18 protein-coding genes, 1 tRNA gene and 1 other RNA gene are annotated in these 20,265 nt (G+C 70.2%); 9 read left to right on the top strand and 11 right to left on the bottom strand.

Going from position 1 to position 20,265, the window contains the following annotated elements:
* Window positions 1-34 precede the first annotated feature (34 nt).
* From MIAR_RS02355 to MIAR_RS02335, 5 genes are read right to left on the bottom strand one after another with little or no spacing between them, the layout of a single operon-like run.
* Window positions 35-463 (bottom strand): hypothetical protein, encoded by a 429-nt coding sequence (locus MIAR_RS02355; protein WP_285630640.1) that lies wholly within the window; start codon window positions 461-463, stop codon window positions 35-37.
* 30 nt (window positions 464-493) lie between these two features.
* Window positions 494-1,429 carry a diacylglycerol/lipid kinase family protein gene (locus tag MIAR_RS02350; protein WP_285630637.1) on the bottom strand — a complete coding sequence of 312 codons (936 nt, stop codon included), beginning with the start codon at window positions 1,427-1,429 and terminating at the stop codon, window positions 494-496.
* A gap of 21 nt (window positions 1,430-1,450) precedes the next feature.
* Window positions 1,451-4,423: a bifunctional [glutamine synthetase] adenylyltransferase/[glutamine synthetase]-adenylyl-L-tyrosine phosphorylase gene (locus MIAR_RS02345; protein ID WP_285630635.1), complete on the bottom strand. Its 2,973-nt coding sequence runs from the start codon at window positions 4,421-4,423 to the stop codon at window positions 1,451-1,453.
* A 9-nt stretch (window positions 4,424-4,432) separates the two neighbouring features.
* A complete protein-coding gene (locus MIAR_RS02340) occupies window positions 4,433-5,770 on the bottom strand; it encodes a glutamine synthetase family protein (protein WP_285630633.1) in 1,338 nt (445 codons plus the stop codon).
* Window positions 5,771-5,772: 2 nt separating this feature from the next.
* On the bottom strand, window positions 5,773-5,997 hold the full coding sequence (locus tag MIAR_RS02335; protein WP_285630631.1) for an SPOR domain-containing protein: 225 nt from the start codon (window positions 5,995-5,997) through the stop codon (window positions 5,773-5,775).
* Window positions 5,998-6,064: 67 nt separating this feature from the next.
* On the opposite strand from MIAR_RS02335, the gene ppgK reads away from it, so the two are divergent.
* A complete protein-coding gene (gene ppgK / locus MIAR_RS02330) occupies window positions 6,065-6,811 on the top strand; it encodes a polyphosphate--glucose phosphotransferase (RefSeq protein ID WP_285630629.1) in 747 nt (248 codons plus the stop codon).
* Window positions 6,812-6,883: 72 nt separating this feature from the next.
* Here ppgK and MIAR_RS02325 read toward each other — a convergent pair whose 3' ends face one another.
* The 4 genes from MIAR_RS02325 to MIAR_RS02310 form a co-directional block, all read right to left on the bottom strand.
* Window positions 6,884-7,183: a hypothetical protein gene (locus MIAR_RS02325; protein WP_285630626.1), complete on the bottom strand. Its 300-nt coding sequence runs from the start codon at window positions 7,181-7,183 to the stop codon at window positions 6,884-6,886.
* 137 nt (window positions 7,184-7,320) lie between these two features.
* An RNA gene (rnpB, locus tag MIAR_RS02320) (RNase P RNA component class A) lies at window positions 7,321-7,676 on the bottom strand.
* A 57-nt stretch (window positions 7,677-7,733) separates the two neighbouring features.
* Window positions 7,734-9,497 (bottom strand): bifunctional 3'-5' exonuclease/DNA polymerase, encoded by a 1,764-nt coding sequence (locus MIAR_RS02315; protein WP_425561548.1) that lies wholly within the window; start codon window positions 9,495-9,497, stop codon window positions 7,734-7,736.
* 28 nt (window positions 9,498-9,525) lie between these two features.
* The gene (locus tag MIAR_RS02310; RefSeq protein WP_285630622.1) at window positions 9,526-10,260 is read right to left on the bottom strand and encodes a zinc ribbon domain-containing protein; all 735 of its coding nucleotides are present in this window, start codon (window positions 10,258-10,260) and stop codon (window positions 9,526-9,528) included.
* Between the two features lie 139 nt (window positions 10,261-10,399).
* Here MIAR_RS02310 and MIAR_RS02305 point away from each other — a divergent pair, with 139 nt between their 5' ends.
* The 6 genes from MIAR_RS02305 (at window position 10,400) to MIAR_RS02280 (ending at window position 15,405) form a co-directional block, all read left to right on the top strand.
* Entirely contained in the window at window positions 10,400-11,239 is an 840-nt protein-coding gene (locus MIAR_RS02305; RefSeq protein WP_285630619.1) for an aldo/keto reductase, read from the top strand.
* Window positions 11,236-12,189: a methyltransferase family protein gene (locus MIAR_RS02300; protein ID WP_285630616.1), complete on the top strand. Its 954-nt coding sequence runs from the start codon at window positions 11,236-11,238 to the stop codon at window positions 12,187-12,189. The genes MIAR_RS02305 and MIAR_RS02300 overlap by 4 nt, the downstream gene beginning before the upstream one ends.
* Window positions 12,190-12,194: 5 nt before the next feature.
* Window positions 12,195-13,277 (top strand): acyltransferase family protein, encoded by a 1,083-nt coding sequence (locus MIAR_RS02295; RefSeq protein WP_285630613.1) that lies wholly within the window; start codon window positions 12,195-12,197, stop codon window positions 13,275-13,277.
* Between the two features lie 28 nt (window positions 13,278-13,305).
* On the top strand, window positions 13,306-13,992 hold the full coding sequence (locus MIAR_RS02290; RefSeq protein WP_285630611.1) for a hypothetical protein: 687 nt from the start codon (window positions 13,306-13,308) through the stop codon (window positions 13,990-13,992).
* 163 nt (window positions 13,993-14,155) lie between these two features.
* Complete coding sequence (locus MIAR_RS02285) at window positions 14,156-15,202, top strand: iron-containing redox enzyme family protein (protein ID WP_285630608.1); 1,047 nt, start codon at window positions 14,156-14,158, stop codon at window positions 15,200-15,202.
* Entirely contained in the window at window positions 15,199-15,405 is a 207-nt protein-coding gene (locus MIAR_RS02280; RefSeq protein ID WP_285630605.1) for a CDGSH iron-sulfur domain-containing protein, read from the top strand. The genes MIAR_RS02285 and MIAR_RS02280 overlap by 4 nt, the downstream gene beginning before the upstream one ends.
* Before the next feature lie 9 nt (window positions 15,406-15,414).
* Here the strand turns inward: MIAR_RS02280 and MIAR_RS02275 are convergent, their stop codons facing one another.
* Together MIAR_RS02275 and MIAR_RS02270 are read right to left on the bottom strand one after the other, a co-directional pair.
* Entirely contained in the window at window positions 15,415-15,972 is a 558-nt protein-coding gene (locus MIAR_RS02275) for a dihydrofolate reductase family protein (RefSeq protein WP_285630602.1), read from the bottom strand.
* Window positions 15,973-16,019: 47 nt separating this feature from the next.
* Window positions 16,020-16,092: transfer RNA gene (locus tag MIAR_RS02270), tRNA-Val, on the bottom strand.
* A gap of 153 nt (window positions 16,093-16,245) precedes the next feature.
* Between MIAR_RS02270 and aceE the strand changes: the two genes are divergently transcribed.
* Both aceE and MIAR_RS02260 read left to right on the top strand, forming a co-directional pair.
* Entirely contained in the window at window positions 16,246-18,972 is a 2,727-nt protein-coding gene (gene aceE, locus MIAR_RS02265) for a pyruvate dehydrogenase (acetyl-transferring), homodimeric type (protein ID WP_285630599.1), read from the top strand.
* Window positions 18,973-19,000: 28 nt separating this feature from the next.
* Entirely contained in the window at window positions 19,001-20,194 is a 1,194-nt protein-coding gene (locus MIAR_RS02260) for a PucR family transcriptional regulator (protein WP_285630716.1), read from the top strand.
* Window positions 20,195-20,265: the final 71 nt, after the last annotated feature.

The raw sequence follows: 20,265 nt of genomic DNA, 5'->3' as shown, positions 1-20,265 counted from the left end.
TTCTATCCGCGCCGGTCGACGCCCGAAGACGCCGTCAGGCCGACGGGGCGGCGGTCACTCGGCGATACACGCCTGCAACGAGCTGCTGGAGCTCCCCGTCCACCGGTGCGGCGGCGAGCCGCATCGTGAGCCGGTCGCCGTCGGATGACAGGACCATCACGTTGCGCCCACGCTCCGAGCGGCGTTCCAGGATCAGTTCGCCGTCCTCCCACGCGGACGTCCCCGCCGATGCGGGCACGAACCCGTACGAGTCGAACCACCACCAGCCGCCATCCGAGACCACGCCGTGGCCGGTCATGTCCCCGTCGGCGCGATGCTCCGCGTAGTCGATGAGCAGGGTGCCTCCGGGCCCGTGTGCGAAGACCAGCTCGGCCGTCGCGCGGCCGGCCGGCGTCCACGCCGTCGCGTACACGTCCTCCTCGCCCGCCCATCGCCCGTGGAGACTCGCGAAGTCGCCGTCCATTCTGCGCCCTTCCTCCTCGACCCGTCGCGGTCAGCACAGCACTCGGAGCGCCGCCGGCTGCACGCGCACGTCGAGCGCCGAGACGTCACCGGCCTCCTCGCCGTCGATCTCGAACGCCGAAGGCGTGGAGAGCCGGACGCGGATTCTCTCACCGGAGAGGTGCTGCGCGGCATCCGTGCTGACCGTCTCCTCGTCTCCCGCGAGCACACGCCGGATGCCGTTGTCCCAGACGATCGTGCGAAGGGTCTGCATCCACTGCGCCGCACCGTCGGCGCTCACGAGCAGCAGGTCGAGCCGGCCGTCGTCGGGCACGGCATCGGGCAGCAGCGTCACCCCGCCCTGGATCGCGCCGCAGTTGCCGATCAGCAGCGTGTGACCACTGAGCAGCTGCTCGTCCCCGTCATCGACGCGGAGCGTGAAGTCCATCGTCTCGGCCGCGGTCAGGGCGCGCCCCATCGCCTCGACGTAGGCCAGCCAGCCCGCCTTGTCCTTCAGGTCATCGTCGGTCTCGGCGAGCATGTGCGCGTCCAGGCCCGACCCGATCATCACCAGGAAGCCGGTCTCGGCCTCGGCGTCGTCGGCACGCACCCAGCCCATGTCGATCCCGCGCGTACGGCCTGCGGCGATCGTGGTGAGCGCCTTCGGCACGCTCCCGAGCGGGATGCCGAGATTGCGGGCCAGCAGGTTGCCGGTGCCCTGGGGGACGATGCCCAGTGCGGGCGCGCCTTCGCCCTGCTGCGCGATGACCTCAGCCACCACGCGGACCGTGCCGTCACCGCCGACCGCGATGACCACGTCGCATCCGGCCGCCACCGCGGCCTCGGCCATGGAGCGCCCGGGGTCGTCCGCCGACGTCTCCCACCACTGCACGTCGTCATCCTCGGAGAACGCCGCGCTGACGGCATCCCTCAGCACTGCCTCATCGATCTTGGTCGGGTTCCACACGATCCCGATGCGCTCAGACATGACTCCCCCTCGTGTTCCTTTTCAGCCGTAGAAATGGGTCTCGAAGACCCGCCGGGCGCGACGCGTGACCCGCAGATAGTCCTCCTCGAGCAGCATCGCGCCGCGGTCAGGGTAACCCAGCAGGCGCCCGACCCCGTCCAGCTCGCGGTGGTCGACAGGCAGCACATCGCGGGTCTGGCCGGTCAGCAGCGTCATCGCCGAGCGCAGCCGGCTGCACAGCACCCAGGCCTCTCGCAGCCGCTCCGCGGCGGCGGCCGGCAGCAGATCGGCGAGCACGGCGGCGTCCAGCGCCTGCAGCGTTGACGTCGTCCGCAGGTCGGGCACCCGGTGGCCGTGCTGAAGCTGCAGCACCTGCACCATCCACTCCACGTCACTGAGGGTCCCGGGACCGAGCTTGAGATGCCTGCGCGGATCCACGCCCTGCGGCAGTCGCTCGCCCTCCACCCGCGCCTTGATGCGCTTGATCTCGCGCACGTCCTGCAGCGAGACCTGCTCCGGGAAGCGGATACCGTCGGCGAGCTCCATGAACCGGCCGATGAGCTTCACGCTGCCGGCGATGCCGCGGGCGCGCAGTAGCGCCTGCGCCTCCCAGGACAGGGACCAGCGCCGGTAGTACTGCGTGTACGCCTCCAGGGTCCGGACGATCGGTCCGTTGCGCCCCTCCGGGCGCAGGTCGGCGTCCAGATCGAGCGGGAGCCTGTGATCGGTCAGGTGCTCCCGCAGACCCGTGACGATGCTCGCGGCCAGCTGCTGGGCCCGTTGCGGCTCGACGCCGTTCGGCTCATAGACGAACAGCACATCGGCATCCGATCCGAAGCCGAGCTCGGCCCCGCCGAAGCGGCCCATCGCGATGATCGAGAAGTCCAGCGCGTCGTCCTCGGGCGGCACGACCTCGCGCCGCACCGCGCGCAGCGCGGCCTGGATCGTGGCCTCGCTGATCTCGCTGATGGAGCGCGCCATCTCATGCACGCCGACGTGGTCGAGCACCGCGCCCATGGCGGTGCGCAGCAGCTCCCTGCGGCGCAGCGCCCGCACGGCCTTCATCGCGGGACCGATCGTGGCGTGCCGGGTCTGGATGGCCCGCGCCTCCTCGTCCAGCGCCGCCCCGCTGCGCAGGGTGAGGTCGCTCGCGGAGTCCAGCCACGCCACCGATTCCGGGATCCACTCCATCAGCTCGCCGACGTAGCGCGAGCTGGAGAGCACGCGGGTGAGCCGTTCAGCAGCCCCGGACGAGTCGCGCAGCATCCCCAGGAACCAGTGCGTGTCGCCGAGGCGTTCGCTGATCCGGCGGAAGGCGATCAGACCGTAGTCGGGGTCGGTGCCGTCTGCGAACCAGCGCAGCATCACCGGCATGAGGTACCGCTGGATGCTGGCCTTGCGGCTGAGGCCCGTGGTCAGCGCCGCGATGTGCCGCAGCGCGCCGGCCGGATCGCGGAAGCCGATGGCCGCAAGACGATCGGCGGCCTGCCCGGTGGTGAGCGCCCGCTCCTCGGCGGGCAGCGAGGCCACCGCCGCGAGCAGCGGCCGGTAGAACAGCCGAACATGCTGCTCCCGCACGTCGCGCCGCAGATTCTCCCAGAGCTGGCGCAGGGCGGGGCCCGAGTCGGCGAGCCCCGTGGCCCGGGCCAGTCTGCGCATGCCGTCGTCGTCGCGGGGCATCAGATGGGTACGGGTCAGTTCGTGCAGCTGCAGGCGGTGCTCGAGCAGGCGCAGCACCCGATACTGCTCGGCGAACGCAGCGCCCTCGGCCCGCCCGATATAGCCGCCTTCGGCCAGTGCCTCCAGCGACTCCAGCGTGCCGCGCGTGTGCAGGCTCGGGTCGCCGACGCCGTGCACCAGCTGCAGCAGCTGCACCGTGAACTCGATGTCGCGCAGGCCGCCAGGGCCGAGCTTGAGCTGGAACGGCACATCCTCGGCGGGGATGTTGTCCGTGACGCGCTCGCGCATGCGCTGGACGCTGTCCACGAAGTCCGATCTCTCGGCGCTGGTCCACACGCGCGGCTGCACGGCGGCGATGTACTCGGCGCCCAGCTCCGCGTCTCCTGCGAGCGGACGCGCCTTCAGCAGCGCCTGGAACTCCCAGCTCTTCGCCCAGCGGTCGTAATAGGCCTCATGCGAGGCCAGGGAGCGCACCAGAGCGCCCTGCTTGCCCTCCGGCCGCAGGGCGGCGTCCACCTCCCAGAGCGGCGGCTCCGCGTCGATGCCGGAGAGCACGCGCATGGTCTCGCGCGCGAGCCTGGTCGCCACGTCGATGGCGCGTGGCTCACTCACGATCTGCTCATCGCCCGTGCCGGCAGCGAAGATCACGTCCACATCGCTGAGGTAGTTCAGCTCTCGAGCTCCGGCCTTACCCATCCCGATGATCGCCAGCCGGGTCGCGGAGACCTCCGCACGCGGGATCCCCGCGTCCGTCACGGTCGAACGGGCGACGGCGAGAGCGGCCTCGAGCGCGGCACCCGCGGCGTCCGCGAGTGCCGCAGAGACACCCGCGATGGCCGCGATGGGGTCGGCGAATGCCGTGTCCGCGGCGATGATCCCCGCCAGCGCGCGGCGGTAGGCGATCCGGAGCGCGGCCTCGGCCTGCGTGCCTCGCGCGAACCCGTCCTGCGCGTCGACCGCTGCGAGCAGCGTCTGGACGAGGTCCTCCGCGGTCGGCGGCTCGTCGCGCAGCAGGAGCCCGGCATCGAGCTGCTCCGGACGCCGGGCGAAGAAGTCCGCGATGCCGCTGGAGACGCCCAGAACCCGCCAGAGCGCCGAGCGGGCGTCCGGCTCCTGCAGCACCGTCCTGACCCGGGAGGGATCACGACGGGCGATGCGCAGGATGCCTGCGACAGCGGCATCCGGATCGGCGGCGGCCAGCCCCTCCACGAGGTCGGCGCGCTCCAGCCCGGTCAGGTCGGCCAGTTCGGTGAGCGCGGCCGACGCCGCCGTCAGCTCGACGAAGCCGAGCCGGGCCAGCGCCGACAGCGAGACGGACGCATCAGGTCGTGCCATGACTGGGACTCAGAGCAGCCCGAGGTTGTTCTGCAGCTCGAAGGGAGTGACCTGCCCGCGGTACGCCTCCCAGTCCTTGCGCTTGTTCAGCAGCACGTAGTTGAAGACCTGCTCCCCCAGTGTCTCGGCGACCAGCTCGGAGTCCTGCATGTACTCCAGCGCGTGGTCCAGGCTCGCCGGCAGCGGTGCGTACCCGAGGGCGCGCCGCTCCGAGTCGCTCAGCGACCAGACGTTGTCCTCCGCCTCGGGCGGGAGCTCGTACTCCTCCTCGATGCCCTTCAGGCCCGCGGCCAGCATCAGCGCGTAGGCGAGGTAGGGGTTCGCGGCGGAGTCGAGGGCGCGGTACTCCACGCGCGTCGACTGGCCCTTGTTCGGCTTGTACATCGGCACCCGGATGAGGGCCGAGCGGTTCGCGTGCCCCCACGTGACGAAGCTGGGCGCCTCGTCCCCGCCCCACAGGCGCTTGTACGAGTTGACGAACTGGTTGGTCACCGCGGCGATCTCATTGGCGTGCCGCAGCAGGCCCGCGATGAACCGCCGGCCGGTGAGCGACAGCTGATACTCCGCGCCCGCCTCGTAGAACGCGTTGACGTCGCCCTCGAACAGCGACAGGTGCGTGTGCATGCCGCTGCCGGGGTGGTTGTTGAGCGGCTTCGGCATGAACGTCGCGTACACGCCCTGCTCGATCGCGACCTCCTTCACGACCGTGCGGAAGGTCATGATGTTGTCGGCCATGGTGAGCGCGTCCGCGTAGCGCAGGTCGATCTCGTTCTGACCGGGACCGCCCTCGTGGTGGCTGTACTCGACTGAGATGCCGAGGTCCTCCAGCATCCGCACGGCGCTGCGGCGGAAGTCGTGCGCGGTGCCGCCGGGCACGTTGTCGAAGTAGCCGGCCGAGTCGACCGGGACCGGTCCGTCGGGCCCCACCTGCGAGGACTTCAGCAGGTAGAACTCGATCTCCGGGTGCGTGTAGAACGTGAACCCGGCATCCGCCGCCTTCGCCAGCGCACGGCGCAGCACGTTGCGCGGGTCGGAGACCGCGGGCCGCCCGTCCGGCGTCGTCAGATCGCAGAACATCCGCGCGGTCGGGTCGACCTCGCCGCGCCACGGCAGGATCTGGAAGGTGGACGGGTCGGGCTGAGCGAGCAGGTCCGACTCGAACGTGCGGGTCAGGCCCTCGATCGCGGAGCCGTCGAAGCCGATGCCCTCCGCGAACGCGCCCTCCACCTCGGCCGGTGCGATCGCCACGGACTTGAGAGTGCCGATCACATCGGTGAACCACAGGCGCACGAACTTGACGCCGCGCTCCTCGATCGTGCGGAGGACGAAATCGCGCTGCTTGTCCATGCTCACTCGTCGTCGCCGGAGCCGGCGCGGGACGCGCTGCCCCAGGAGTCCTCGGCGGCGTCGTCCTCCGCCCAGGCACGGGATCGCTCCCGCAGCTTCTCGGGGGCGTGCGCGGCCTCGTCGGCCGTGTCGAACGGACCCACCCGGTCGACCGAGGCGGAGAGCATGCCGAACTCCACCTCGCCGGTGCTCAGGTTGTACCAGTACTTGTCGTCGCCGTCGGCCATGTCAGCTCCTTCGTCGGGATCTGTCACGATCCTAATCGTCCGGACCGATCTGGATAGGCTGTTCGGCATGGCACAGCAGGCAATCGGCGTCGACATCGGCGGCACCGGCATCAAGGCAGGAATCGTCAACCTCGAGCACGGCACGCTCGACTCGGATCGCGTGCGTGTCGACACGCCAAAGGGCGCACGTCCCGCGGACGTGCTGGACACCGTCCGCGAGGTGCTGGACACGCTGGGTGTGACGGGTTCGCAGCTGCCGCTGGGCGTGGCCTTCCCCGCGATCGTCAAGCGCGGACGGACGCTGTCAGCGGCGAACATCGCACAGGACTGGGTCGGCTTCGAGGCCGAGAAGTTCTTCGAGGAAGGCCTGGGCCGCCACATCGCGTTCGTCAACGACGCGGATGCCGCGGGCGTCGCCGAGGCGCGCCACGGCGCGGCACGGGATGCCATGGGACTCACTATCCTAACCACGCTGGGCACCGGCATCGGCTCCGCGTTCCTCTACGACGGCGTGCTCGTGCCGAACACGGAGCTCGGCCACATCAAGCGCGAGGGCGAGTCCATCGAGAAGTGGACCGCCTACTCCGCCATGGAGCGCGAGAGCCTGTCCTGGGAGGCCTGGGGCGAGCGGCTGCAGGAGTTCTACAGCCAGATCGAGTTCCTGTTCAGCCCCGACCTGTTCGTCGTCGGCGGCGGCGTCTCCAAGCATCCGGAGAAGTTCCTGCCGCTGCTCGAGCTGAACACCCCGATCGTCGCTGCCGTGCACCGCAACGCGGCCGGCATCATCGGCGCCGCGTCACTCGCCGCCGACTGAGACCCGAGAACGTCGAAGGGCCCCGATCACCTGATCGGGGCCCTTCGCATGCCTGCAGAGGTCGCGCAGGAGTCAGCGTGTGTGCAGCCTGCGGGAGTGAGCCCGTCGTCCGCCGAGCACGACGAGCGCGACCACGACCACCACCGCACCCGCGGCCGCCGACACGAGGGTGGGCGTCAGCTCGACGAAGGCCGCGGCCAGGCTCAGGATCGTACCCACGATCCATCCGGCGACGGGGATGCCGATCTCGTCGCTCCCCCTGATCAGCACGACGCAGGTGATGACCGCGCTGAGCGCGGCGATCACCGCCCCGGCGATCCCGACGGGCACCATCACGGCTGCGACCGCGAACTGGATGGCCAGCGTGTTCATCGTGCTCCCTGCGTGGTATGCGTATCCGACACAGGAAGAGACGTCGTACCGGCCCTTTCATTACGCGGGAATCACGATCCTCCCGACCACGAAGAGACCCGTCCGACCGGGTGATCCCTGTCGGACGGGTCTGAATGCGAGCGGGCCGGCCTGTACGCCGGGTTCTGTTCAGGAGCTCGCGCTCCCTTGACGGCCATCTCTCTCGGCGACACGTTGCCGTGCCGCTCCAGCAACCTACCCGAGGACTCGGCGGGCCGCGTCGACGTCCTCTGTCTGGTCTTGCTCCGGGCGAGGTTTACCTGGCGGGACATGTCACCATGTCCCCCGGTGGTCTCTTACACCACCCTTTCACCCTTACCCCCGAGGGGGCGGTCTTCTCTCTGTGGCACTTTCTCGCGGATCACTCCGGGTGGGTGTTACCCACCGCCCTGCCCTGTGGAGCCCGGACGTTCCTCGGTGCGCTCTCGCGCCACGCGACCGTCCGGCCGACCCGCTCGCACTCCGATTCTACCGGGACGCTTCTTTCGGGACGCTTCTACCGGGACGCGCGTCACTTCCCCGCGTCGGCGCTGATGTGCAGATCCAGCGGCACGTCGATCGCGAACCCCGGGAACAGTCGTGCCGTCGCCGCCTCGGCGGCGCCGCGCACCGCAGATGCCACGGCGTCCGCCTGTTCCGCCGGGCAGTGCACGATCACCTCGTCGTGCAGGAAGAACGCCAGGTGCGCCCGCCTGGAGAAGACCGGGCCGGATGCCGGAGCGGGAGCGGATGCCACCGGCAGCGCCATCAGGCGATGACGTATCTCGGCGAGCCACAGCAGCGCCCACTCCGCGGCCGTGCCCTGCACGACGAAGTTGCGCGTGAAGCGTCCGCGATCCCTGGCCCGGCTGCGCGCTCGGGACTCGTCCGCTCCTCCCGCGCCCGGGTCGCTGGCCTGCGACTGCGCACGGCGCCAGGACTCGTCCGGACGCGGGGAGCTGCGGCCGAGCAGGGTGCTGACCACACCGCCCTCCTCGCCGGTGCGCGCCGCGGCGTCGACCAGTCCCATCGCCCGCGGATACACCGAACGCAGCCGCGGCACGAGGCGACCGCTCTCGCCCGTGGTGGCGCCGTACATGGCTCCCAGCACGGCGTACTTGGCCTCCTCGCGCGTGGCGACCGCACCTGAGCGCACGACGCCGTCGTACAGGTCGGCACCGCGCGCAGCCTCGGCCATCGCGGCGTCGTGCGACATCGCGGCCAGCACGCGGGGCTCCAGCTGCGCCACGTCGGCGGCGACGAAGGTCCAGCCCGGATCGGCGTGCACGGCCGTGCGCAGCTGACGCGGGATCTGCAGCGCTCCGCCGCCCGAGGACGCCCACCGCCCGGTGACGACGCCACCGGTCAGGTAGACCGGCCGGAAACGATCCTCGTGCACCCACTCGTCGAGCCAGGCCCAGCCGTTGGCGGCGAACAGCCGCGACAGCTTCTTGTACTCCAGCAGCGGCTCCACCACCGGATGATCGATCTCGGACAGCTCCCACTTCGAGGTCGAATCCACGAACACACCGACACGGTGCAGGGCGCGCAGCACCCGCGGCGGACTGTCCGGGTTCAGGTCCGGGTCGTTCAGCGCCTCCGCGATCCTCGTGGCCAGCGCCGCCATGCGCGCGGGGCGCGCCCCGCGCAGCGGTCTGGCCCCCAGGGCGTCCTCCAGGATCCGCTGGTGGATCGCCGTGCTCCAGGGCAGCCCGGCCGCGGTCATCTCCTCCGCGATCAGCGCCCCGGTGGACTCCGCGGCGCACAGCAGCGCCAGCCGAGCGTCGGGCGCGCGGCCGAGAGCGGCCTGCTGCGCCCGCCACTGCGTCAGCGCCTCGTCGAAGTCGTCGGCGCGCGGCAGACTCGGCAGATCGACCTCGAACAGACCCGGCTGCGCAGCGGCGTCCTGGACCTCGTCGGTGCGCACCCACCGCGGCGAGGGCGCCAGAGGCTCGGCCAGCGACGCCGTGTCCCGCAGGATGGCGTGGCAGAGCAGCAGGTCGTGCGCTCGGCGCAGCCGGATGCCGGAGGCCAGCAGCGGCGGGTAGAAGGTGCGCAGTGAACGCACGGTCCAGCGCGGCGATCGACGCTCCTCCAGCTCCCGCACGCGATCCGGCAGCGCCTCGTCGGAGATGCGCTCCGCCTCGACGGCGGCGAGCGGATCCTCCAGCACGGCCAGCATCCAGCCCCGTCCGTCGACGGCGCGGGCCACCAGGGCGTGCGGCGGCGTCGACGACGATGCGGGCGAGCTCACGGCATCCGGTCTACCACCGGCATCCGACGTCGTTCCCGTCATGAACCGGCGACGCAGCGCCGGGCGCGCGTCACAGCCCGGACTCCTCCGTGCGCACCAGGATCGCGCCGCACTCGGGGCAGGAGAGCACGTCGTCCGGCGCGGCCTTGCGAACCTCGGTGAGGTCGGTGCCGGCGAGCACCATGCGGCATCCCTCGCAGACGCCGCGGCGCAGCAGCCCGACGCCGATCCCGCCACGGGCGGAGCGTCGCTCGAACTCGGCCATCAGGTCGGCCGCGACGGTACCGGCGAGGGCGGCGCGGTCGCGGGTCAGGTGCTCGGACTCGGTCGCGGCGGCGGCCATCTCGGCCTTCGCCGCCGCGGTCAGCGCAGCGCCCTCCGACTGGGTCTGGTCGATCAGCGCCTGCTGGGCGTCGACGGCCGCCTGCGCCTCCTCCACGCGCCCCATGACCTCGAGCTCGGAGTCCTCGAGCATCGAGATGCGACGGGTCAGGCTGTCGATCTCGTTCTCCAGCGCCTGCGCCTGCTTCGGGTCGGTCGCCGAGGTCAGCCGCTCCCCGTCCCGATCACGGCGCTGGGTGGCGAGCGTCACGTCCGATTCCAGGCGCTTCAGCTCGGCACGCGCGTCGTCGAGGGCTCCCGCGAGGGAGGTCAGCTCGGCCAGCTGCTGCTTGCGCACGGCGGCGAGCTCGTTGATGCGTGCGCCCTGCGCGGGCTGCGTGCGAGCACGCTCCGCCTGCTGGAGCCGACGGTCGAGTTCGGCGATCTCGAGCAGGGTGCGCTGGTTCTCGGGGGTGGCTTTCACGCTGTCAAATCTATCCGCTGCGGATGGTCCCGTCGACGCGCAGCACGCAGCCGGACCTATCCGCTGCGGATGGTCCCGTCGACGCGCACCGCACGAGCCCGGCGCGTAGGCTGGCGGCACGTCGATCCGGAGGAGTCCCATGGCAGCCATCCCTCAGTTCACCGCGCACAACGGCTTCGCCCTCCCCGCTGTCGGGCTGGGGACCTACGGTCTGCGAGGACAGGCCGGAGCGGACGCCGTGGCGGAGGGCATCCGGAGCGGCTACCGTCTGGTCGACTCGGCTTTCAACTACGAGAACGAGGGTTCCGTCGGCGCGGGCGTCGCGGCCTCGGGCGTCGACCGTTCCGAGCTGATCGTGACCACCAAGCTGCCCGGCCGCCATCACGAGAGCGCGAAGGCCCGCACCAGCATCGAGGAGAGCCGGGCACGGCTGCGCCTGGACGCGACGGACCTGCACCTGATCCACTGGCCCAACCCGAGCAGGGACCTCTACGGCGAGGCGTGGCAGGCGCTCGTCGACGCGCAGCGGGACGGCCTCGTGCGGCAGATCGGCGTGTCGAACTTCCTCGCCGCGCACCTCGACCGCATCGAGGGCGAGACGGGCGTGCGGCCCGTCGTGAACCAGATCGAGGTGCATCCGTACTTCCCGCAGTGCGACGCCCTGGCGCTGCACGCCGAGCGCGGCATCCTGACCGTCGCCTGGAGCCCCCTGGGCCGCGCGAAGGAGGTCGTCGAGGAGCCCGTGATCGTCGAGATCGCGCGGGCGCACGACATCACTCCCGTGCAGGCCGTGATCGCCTGGCACGTCGCACGGGGGACCGTCTCGATCCCCAAGGCGTCCTCGGCCGATCATCAGCGCGCCAACCTCGCCGCCGCATCCGTCGTGCTGGACGCGGCGGAGGTCGAGGCGATCACGGCGCTGGGCCGAGCCGACGGCCGCCTGTTCGACGCCGACCCCGCCGTGCACGAGGAGATGTGACGCTCACCGCACGGCTGGACTCCCGCTGGGGGCGCGCGTACTTCGGCGCGCAGGCTGCGGCGGGCGCCCTGTGGTGGGCTGCTGTCGCGCTCTCCCCCGGCATCCGGATGCTGACGCTCGGCGACCTGCCCGCGGGACTCGTCGCTGCTGTCGACATCCCCCTCTTCGTCATCGCGTCTGCGCTCGCCGCGCTGGGCGTGCGGTTCGCCGCCGAGGTCACGGCGAGCTGGACCGTGCTGATCACGGCAGCCATGGCCCTGTACTCGACAGTCACGACGTCCGCGGGCTGGGGGTCCCTGCTCATGATCGCGGCATCGGTCTGCTCGGTGGGCGCGGTGCTGCTGGTACGGCTGAACCGGATCCCCTCGGAGTGGCTGCTGATCGGACCGTTCCGCGCGCGCGAGGCGACGTCGGCGCGGCCGCGAACGCAGCTGCTGCGCACGGCCGGCCAGATCGTGGTCTTCTGGGGAGTCTGCCTCGTGGTCGTCCCGGCGGGCATCGCGCTCGTCGAGCTCCGGTGGGGGCTGCGGATGCCGTTCCCGCCCGCCGTCACGATCACCGGCGTCGTCCTCCTCGCAGCCGCCTCGGCGCTCGGGATCTGGTCGGCCGTCACGATGGCGGGGCGCGGCGACGGCACCCCGCTGCCGGTCGCGACCGCCCGGTTGCTCGTGGTGGGCGGCCCGTACCGGTTCGTGCGCAATCCGATGGCGGTGGCGGGGATCGCCCAGGGGATGGCTGTCGGCCTGATCTGCGGCTCGTGGCTCGTCGTGATCTACGCGCTGTGCGGCTCACTCGTCTGGAACGACCTCATCCGGCCGTGGGAGGAGCGGGATCTCGTCGCCCGGTTCGGCGCCCCGTACGAGGCGTATCGCGATCGCGTGTCCTGCTGGATCCCGCGGCGCCCACGCCGCCGCTCCTCCGGTTCCGTCAGCGACCCCCTCGTATACTGACCGGGATGTCCGAGCACACCGATTCCGCGTCCTCCCCGGCCCCTGCGACCCGCGCCGAGGCGCGCCGCCGCACCGACCGCAGCGGCGGCGCCGACATCAGTCGCGCTCTGGACCGGCACGATCGCCGGATCGGATGGATGGACCTGCTGCGCGGGCTCTCGATCCTGCTGGTGATCCTGCACCACAGCACGCAGATCACCGCCTACCGCATCGGCGAGGTGCCTGGCTTCTTCGAGTTCGTCAGCAACTTCTTCGCACCGTTCCGGATGCCGATGCTGATGTTCCTCTCCGGGCTGCTGGTCGCGGGCTCCCTGCACGTGCCCGCCGGCAAGTACGTGTGGGGCAAGGTGCGCCGCATCCTGTGGCCCATCTTCGTGTGGACCCTGGTGTACGCGGCGATGGAGTTCGTGGCGGAGCCGTCCCAGGTGAAGTTCATGCCGTGGGAGCTGGGCTTCTGGAACACCTACCTGTGGTTCATGCAGTTCGTCTTCGCGTACTACATCATCGCGCTGCTCATGAAATGGCTGCCGATCTGGGTCCTGTTCGCGGTGCCGTTCGTGCTGATGTTCGTCATCCCCGCCGATCTCGAACTGCTGCGCCGGTTCTTCTATCTGATGCCGTTCTTCTTCCTGGGCGCGTTCATCGAGAAGCACTGGGACGAATACGCCAAGCGCCTGAGCGTGCCGCTCGCGGCGGGACTCGCGATCATCCCGATCGGCGTCGGCCTGTACTCGGGCCTGATCGACCCGCTCTGGTACGAGCCGCTCTCGGCGGTGCCCGCGATGTTGGGGATCATGATCCTGGTGAGGCTCACCGCGGTCGCGCCTGATGTCCGCTGGCTGGCGCCCGCCCGGTTCGTGGGCAGGTACTCCCTGATCTACTACGTCTCGCACTACCCCGTCTTCGCCGCCCTCGGCTGGCTGGCGCTCAAGGTCGGGTTCGACAATCCGACCCTGGGTCTGCTGGTCATCTTCCTGGCGACCGTGGCGATCTCGACGGGCTTCGCCCTGCTGGGCCGCCGGATGCCGGTGAGTCTGCTCTTCGAGCTCCCGCGCAGGCTGTGGCCGGCGAAGAAGGCCACGGCGTGATGCGCTGCGGGTCCGCGCTGCTGATGCCGTGAGCGAGGACGATCAGCCGTCCGCGCCGTGGATCCGTCGTCACTCGGTGGGAGTGGTCATCGGTCTTCTCGCGATCATCGCCCTGATCGTGGGCGTGATCGGGCTCATCCAGATCTCGAACACGGTCAGGAACAGCTACGCGATCGAGTACGGCGCGGTGGTCAGCGCCGAGGAGTACGCGGCGATGGTCCGCGCTGTCATCACGACGACCGGGAGCGATGAGGTGTTCGGCATCTCGATCGACCACGCCGAAGCCGCAGCATCCGACACGGCCGTTCCCGACGTGACGACATCCGTCGTCACCGCGCCGACGACCAGCCATCCCTTCGGCGCATCGTGGGAGTGGCGCGAGGGTGCACTCGTGCTGATCTCGCCCCTGACCGGTGATGACACGCCGGCAGGGGATGGCGCATTCTCTCTCGGCGACATCGACCCGGAGAAGTTGAACGCGGTCGACCGCCGCATCCGCGACTCCATGCCGTACGGCGTCACCGAGGCGACCCTGACCGTTCAGAAGCACGGCGATGGTCCGGCGATCCGGGTGCACGCCCGCAACCGGGGCACCGATGACAAGGTCGACGCGCGCGCCACATCGGAAGGACGCATCATCGAAGGCACCGTCTGCATCGCGACGAGCCACTCCCGCGGCGGCGACGTCACCTTCAGCTGTAACGCGGTGAAGTAGCGAACGCGAATGGCCTCCGAGTTGGGTGAAACTGGGGATCCCGATGGACTTCACCCTCGGCCACGGCCGCGCGCGTAGCGTGCGGCGGACGCCCGGGTCAAGGCCCTGCCCCGGCGCGGTGTCGTCGTGGACACTCGCATCCTCGACGTATGGGAGGGCATCGATGACCATCACCGCACCCGCACTGGCCGGCACCGCCGTCCGTCCTCGGGGCCCGCTGGGCGAGGCCGTGCTGGACGCGCTGACCGCGACGGAACCCGCCGACCAGAAGACGCTGACCCGGGAGGCGGAAGCCGCCCTGCACTCCTGCTCGGACATCACGACGGACGAGGACATTCAGCTCACACTCTTCCTGCTGTACGCCTCGGCATACGGGACGCTGGACGGGCTCGAGGCCGACCGCGAATGGGACCCGGCCCTGATCGCCGTGCGGCTGATGCTCGAGAAGGAGTTCGAACGGGTGCTGCGCACCCGAGTCGCGGTGCCCGAACTCCCCGAGCCCACCACCGACGCGGTCGCGCGAGCGCTGTTCGCCTTCGTCGCGGCGGATGACGGGCCCAGTCTCTCCCGTCACCTGGCGAGGCGCGCCACCAACGAGCAGGCGCACGAGTTCCTGGTGCAGCGTTCGATCTACACGCTGCGGGAGGCGGACCCGCACTCCTGGGCGATCCCCCGCCTGTCCGGCTCCCCCAAGGCGGCACTGGTCGAGATCCAGTCGGACGAGTACGGCGGCGGACGCCCCGACCGGGTGCATGCCGAGCTCTTCGCTAAGGCGTTGCGCGGGGCCGGGCTGGACGACACCTACGGCGCATACGTCGACGACGTGCCTGCGATCACGCTGGCCTCCCACAACATGATGTCGATGTTCGGGCTGAACCGGCGGCTGATCGGAGCGATCGTCGGCCACCTCGCCGCGTTCGAGATGACCTCGTCGATCCCGAACCGCCTCTACGCCGACGGACTGAGACGACTCGGATTCGGGGACGACGTCACGGACTACTTCGACGAGCACGTCGAGGCGGATGCCGTCCACGAGCAGATCGCGGCGCGCGACCTGGCCGGCGGCCTGGCCGCGCAGCATCCGCACCTCCTGCCGGACATCGTGTTCGGCGCCGCCGCCTGCCTGGCGATCGACGGCGCCGTCGCCGGTCACATGCTGGATGCCTGGGAGCGGCAGTCGTCCTCGCTGCGCGCGGGGGTGACCGCATGAGCACGTCAGCGCCGCAGCCGACGATCACGCCCTACCCGGACGGACCCCTCCTGCTGCGCGGCGACGTGGTGCTGCAGACCGCCGACGGCGAGGTCATCCCCCGTCGTCGACTCACGGTGGCACTGTGCCGGTGCGGGCTCTCGGCCATCAAGCCGTTCTGCGACGGCACGCACAAGGCGAGCGGCTTCCGCACCGAGGACTGAGGCCGCCCGTCAGCGCGCGCGCCGGTAGTGCATGTCGACAGCACCGCTGCGCAGCGGGGTCGCGGAGATCAGCTCGAGCCGCCGAGTGGCGGGCAGCCCGGCCTGGAACAGTGTCGGGCCGTGCCCGGCGATCATCGGCTGCACGAGGAAGCGGTACTCGTCGATCAGGTCCAGGCGGTCCAGCTCGGTGGCGAGCGAGCCGCTGCCCAGGAGCACTCCGGCCGGGGTCTCGTCCTTGAGGCGCTGCACGCCCTCGCGCAGGTCGCCGGAGAGGTGATGGCTGTTGCTCCACGGGAAGTCCGTGCGCGTCGACGACACGACGTGCTTGGGCTTGGCATCGAGCTTGACCGCCCACTCGCGCATCGCGGGCGGAGCCTCCTCCTCACCGCGCGCGACGGCGGGCCAGTAGCTCTCCATCATCTCGTAGGTGACGCGGCCCCACAGCATCGCGCCGGCCTCGTCCATCAGGCGTGTGAAGAAGGCGTGCGACTCGTCGTCGGCGATGCCCTCGCGGTGATCCACGCAGCCGTCCAGCGTGACGTTGAGGCTGAAGGTCAGGGTTCCCATGACGCGAGCCTAGGTCGCCGGAGGGACGCCCGCCAGGGGTCTCGATGTGGGCCCTGCCGGGATCGAACCGACGACATCCACGGTGTAAACGTGGCGCTCTACCAGCTGAGCTAAAGGCCCTCGGGTATCGATCCTAGCGGGAGCCCGTTGCGGCATCCGACCCGCGAACGGATATAGGCTGAGCACAGCGCGTGTTGTGCCGAGCCGACAAGGCTCCCCCACGTCGCTTCCCGTTTCCTTGGCACGACCTGCCAGTAAGACGAAAGGCTCCACGTGACCGTTCACGATCAGGATCCGTACTCTCAGGGCCCCCTCGACAGCGATCCGGAGGAGACCGGCGAGTGGCAGCAGTCGCTCGACGAGCTGGTCGACGCGAAGGGCCACGGTCGCGGGCGCGAGATCATGCTCAGCCTGCTCAAGCGCTCCAAGGACCTGCACCTCGGCGTGCCGATGGTGCCGACCACCGACTACATCAACACCATCGCTCCGGAGAACGAGCCGGAGTTCGGCGGCGACGAGGAGATCGAGCGCCGCTACCGGCACTGGATCCGCTGGAACGCCGCGATCACGGTGCACCGCGCACAGCGTCCGGGCATCGGCGTGGGCGGTCACATCTCCACCTACGCCGGCGCGGCCTCGCTCTACGAGGTCGGCTTCAACCACTTCTTCCGCGGCCAGAACCACCCCGGTGGCGGAGACCAGATCTTCATCCAGGGCCACGCCTCCCCCGGCATCTACGCCCGCTCCTTCCTCGAGGGGCGCCTGAGCGAGGCCGACATGGACGGCTTCCGTCAGGAGAAGTCGCACGAGGGTCACGCACTGCCCTCCTACCCGCACCCGCGCTCCATGCCGGACTACTGGCAGTTCCCGACCGTGTCGATGGGCCTCGGCCCGATCAACGCGATCTACCAGGCGCAGTCGAACAAGTACCTCGCCAACCGCGGCATCAAGGACACCTCCGACCAGCACGTGTGGGCCTTCCTCGGCGACGGCGAGATGGACGAGGTCGAGTCCCGCGGTCAGCTGCAGGTCGCCGCGAACGAGGGCCTGGACAACCTCACCTTCGTGATCAACTGCAACCTGCAGCGTCTGGATGGTCCGGTCCGAGGCAACGGCAAGATCATCCAGGAGCTGGAGTCGTTCTTCCGCGGCGCCGGCTGGAACGTCATCAAGGTGGTCTGGGGTCGGGAGTGGGACGACCTGCTCGCCCGCGACACCGACAACGCGCTGCTGAACATCATGAACGCCACCCCGGACGGCGACTACCAGACGTACAAGGCCGAGTCCGGCGCGTACATCCGCGAGCACTTCTTCGGCAAGGACGAGCGCGCCGCCGCCCTGGTCAAGGACTACACCGACGAGCAGATCTGGCAGCTGCGCCGCGGCGGCCATGACTACCGCAAGGTCTTCGCCGCCTACAAGGCCGCGCTCGAGCACAAGGGCCAGCCCACCGTCATCCTCGCCAAGACCGTCAAGGGCTACGGCCTGGGTCCGCACTTCGAGGGCCGCAACGCGACCCACCAGATGAAGAAGATGACGCTGGAGAACCTCAAGACCTTCCGCGACACCATGCAGATCCCGATCACGGACGCGCAGCTCGAGGAGAACCCGTACCTGCCGCCGTACTACCACCCGGGCGAGAACGACGAGACGATCCAGTACATGCTGGAGCGCCGCCGCGCCCTGGGCGGCTTCATCCCGGAGCGCCGTACGAAGCACACCGCGATCACGCTGCCGGACGACTCCACCTACGCGCTGCCGAAGAAGGGCTCGGGAACGCAGGAGATCGCCACCACCATGGCGTTCGTGCGACTGCTCAAGGACCTGCTGCGCTCGAAGGACTTCGGCAACCGCATCGTGCCGATCATCCCGGACGAGGCGCGCACCTTCGGCATCGACGCGTACTTCCCGACCGCGAAGATCTACAACCCGAACGGTCAGCACTACACGTCGGTCGACCGCGAGCTGCTGCTGGCCTACAAGGAGAGCCCGCAGGGCCAGATCGTGCACGTCGGCATCAACGAGGCGGGCGCCACGGCCGCGTTCACGGCTGCCGGCACCTCGTACTCCACCCAGGGCGAGCCGCTCATCCCGATCTACATCTTCTACTCGATGTTCGGGTACCAGCGCACGGGAGACGCGCTGTGGGCGGCCGGCGACCAGATGGCGCGCGGCTTCGTCATCGGCGCCACCGCGGGGCGCACCACTCTCACGGGTGAGGGCCTGCAGCACGCCGACGGCCACTCGCCGCTGCTCGCCTCGACCAACCCGGCGACCGTGTCCTACGACCCCGCATACGGCTACGAGATCGCGCACATCATGCGCTCGGGCCTGGAGCGGATGTACGGCGGCAACCACCCGAACCCCGATGTCATGTACTACCTCACGGTGTACAACGAGCCGCTCGTGCAGCCGGCCGAGCCGGAGGATGTGGACGTCGACGGCATCATCCGCGGCATCCACCGCATCTCGGTCGACTCCGGCGAGGGCCTGAAGGCTCAGCTGTTCGCCTCGGGCGTGGGTGTGCCGTGGGCCCTGGAGGCGCAGGAGCTTCTCCGCAAGGACTGGAACATCAGCGCCGACGTGTGGTCGGTCACCTCGTGGGGCGAGCTGCGCAACGACGGTCTCGCGGCCGACGAGCACAACTTCCTGCACCCCGACGAGGAGCCCCGCACGGCCTACCTCACCGAGAAGCTGCAGGGCGCCGAGGGTCCCGTCATCGCCGCGAGCGACTTCATGCACGCCGTGCAGGACCAGATCCGCCAGTGGGTGCCGAACCCGTACTACACGCTCGGCGCCGACGGCTTCGGCTTCTCCGACACCCGCGCCGCGGCCCGTCGCTTCTTCAAGATCGACGGTCCGTCGATGGTCGTCCGCACCCTGCAGGCACTGGCCGACCAGGGCAAGATCCAGCGATCCATCGTCGGCGACGCGATCATCAAGTACGCGCTGCACGACGTGAACGCCGGCTCCAGCGGAAACGCAGGCGGCGAGAGCTGAATCTGTGACAGGTCCCACCACGTCGGCCATGGACAAGGCCGCCACGCTCGCCTGGCTGCGCCGGATCTCCGGTGACATCGCCACGGTGACGATCAAGCGGCTGGAGGACACCCTCCCGTGGTACGCCGACATGCCACCGGCCCGGCGGTCCGCCGTCGGGCTGGTGGCGCAAGCGGGCATCACCTCCTTCATCCAGTGGTACGAGGACCCGTCCTCCACCCCCTGGATCGCGGCCGACATCTTCGCCGCAGCTCCGCGTGAACTGCTGCGCAGCGTCAGTCTGCAGCAGACGCTGCAGCTGATCCGCGTGACGGTCGCGGTGACCGAGGAGCGCGTCGCCGGCCGTGGCGAGGATCTGCGCGAGGCGATCCTGCTGTACTCCCGCGACGTCGCGTTCGCCTCGGCGGACGTGTACGCCCGCGCAGCCGAGGCCCGTGGGCTGTGGGATGCCAGGCTCGAGGCGCTCGTGGTGGACTCCATCCTCACCGGCGAGGCCGATGAGGAGCTGCCCAGCCGCATCGCGGCCCTGGGCTGGCACGGTCACGGCGAGGTGTGCGTGCTGGTCGGCACGACGCCCCCGCAGTTCGACGTCGACCAGGTCCGACGCACCGCTCGGCGCCTCTCGGTGGACGTGCTGATCGGCGTGCAGGGGTCGCGGCTGGTGCTCGTCGTCGGACGCGCCCGGGTTCCGGGCAAGGAGACGGCGGAGGAAGAGGAGCTGCCGTTCGCCGAGATCGCGCAGCGCCTGGAGCCGTCGTTCGGCCCCGGTTACGTCGTGCTCGGTCCCCCCGTCGCCGCACTGGTGGATGCGGGGCAGAGCGCTCGTGCGGCGCTGGCCGGGTTCGCCGTCGCGCGGGCCTGGCGCGGGGCTCCGCGTCCCGTCGAGGCGGACGACCTGCTGCCCGAACGCGCCCTGGCCGGCGACACGCTCGCCAAGCAGACGCTCATCGAGCGGATCTTCCGTCCGCTGCAGGCGCATTCGCCCGACCTCGTGACCACGCTGTGGAGCTATCTCGACAACGGGCGCTCGCTCGAGGCCACCGCCCGCGAGCTGTTCGTCCACCCCAACACCGTGCGCTACCGTCTCAAGCGCGTCAGCGAGGTCATCGGCTGGGATGCCACCGGACCGCGTGAAGCGCTGATCCTGCAGACCGCGCTCATCCTCGGGTCGGTCGGAGCGTCGGAGCCGAGCCGCCGCCGTGCGGCACCGCGTCGCCGCTGATCGCGACCCGAGCGCGGCAGCCGCTGTGCGCCACGCACAAACGAATCGCGGATTCTTGTGATGAATCATCC

Origin of the sequence: Microbacterium arabinogalactanolyticum (assembly GCF_030268005.1) — a bacterium.
In the GTDB taxonomy this organism is placed as follows: Bacteria; Actinomycetota; Actinomycetes; order Actinomycetales; family Microbacteriaceae; genus Microbacterium; species Microbacterium arabinogalactanolyticum.
The sequence above is the reverse complement of the archived record's forward strand: the minus strand, read 5'-3'. Positions and strand labels throughout refer to the sequence as shown.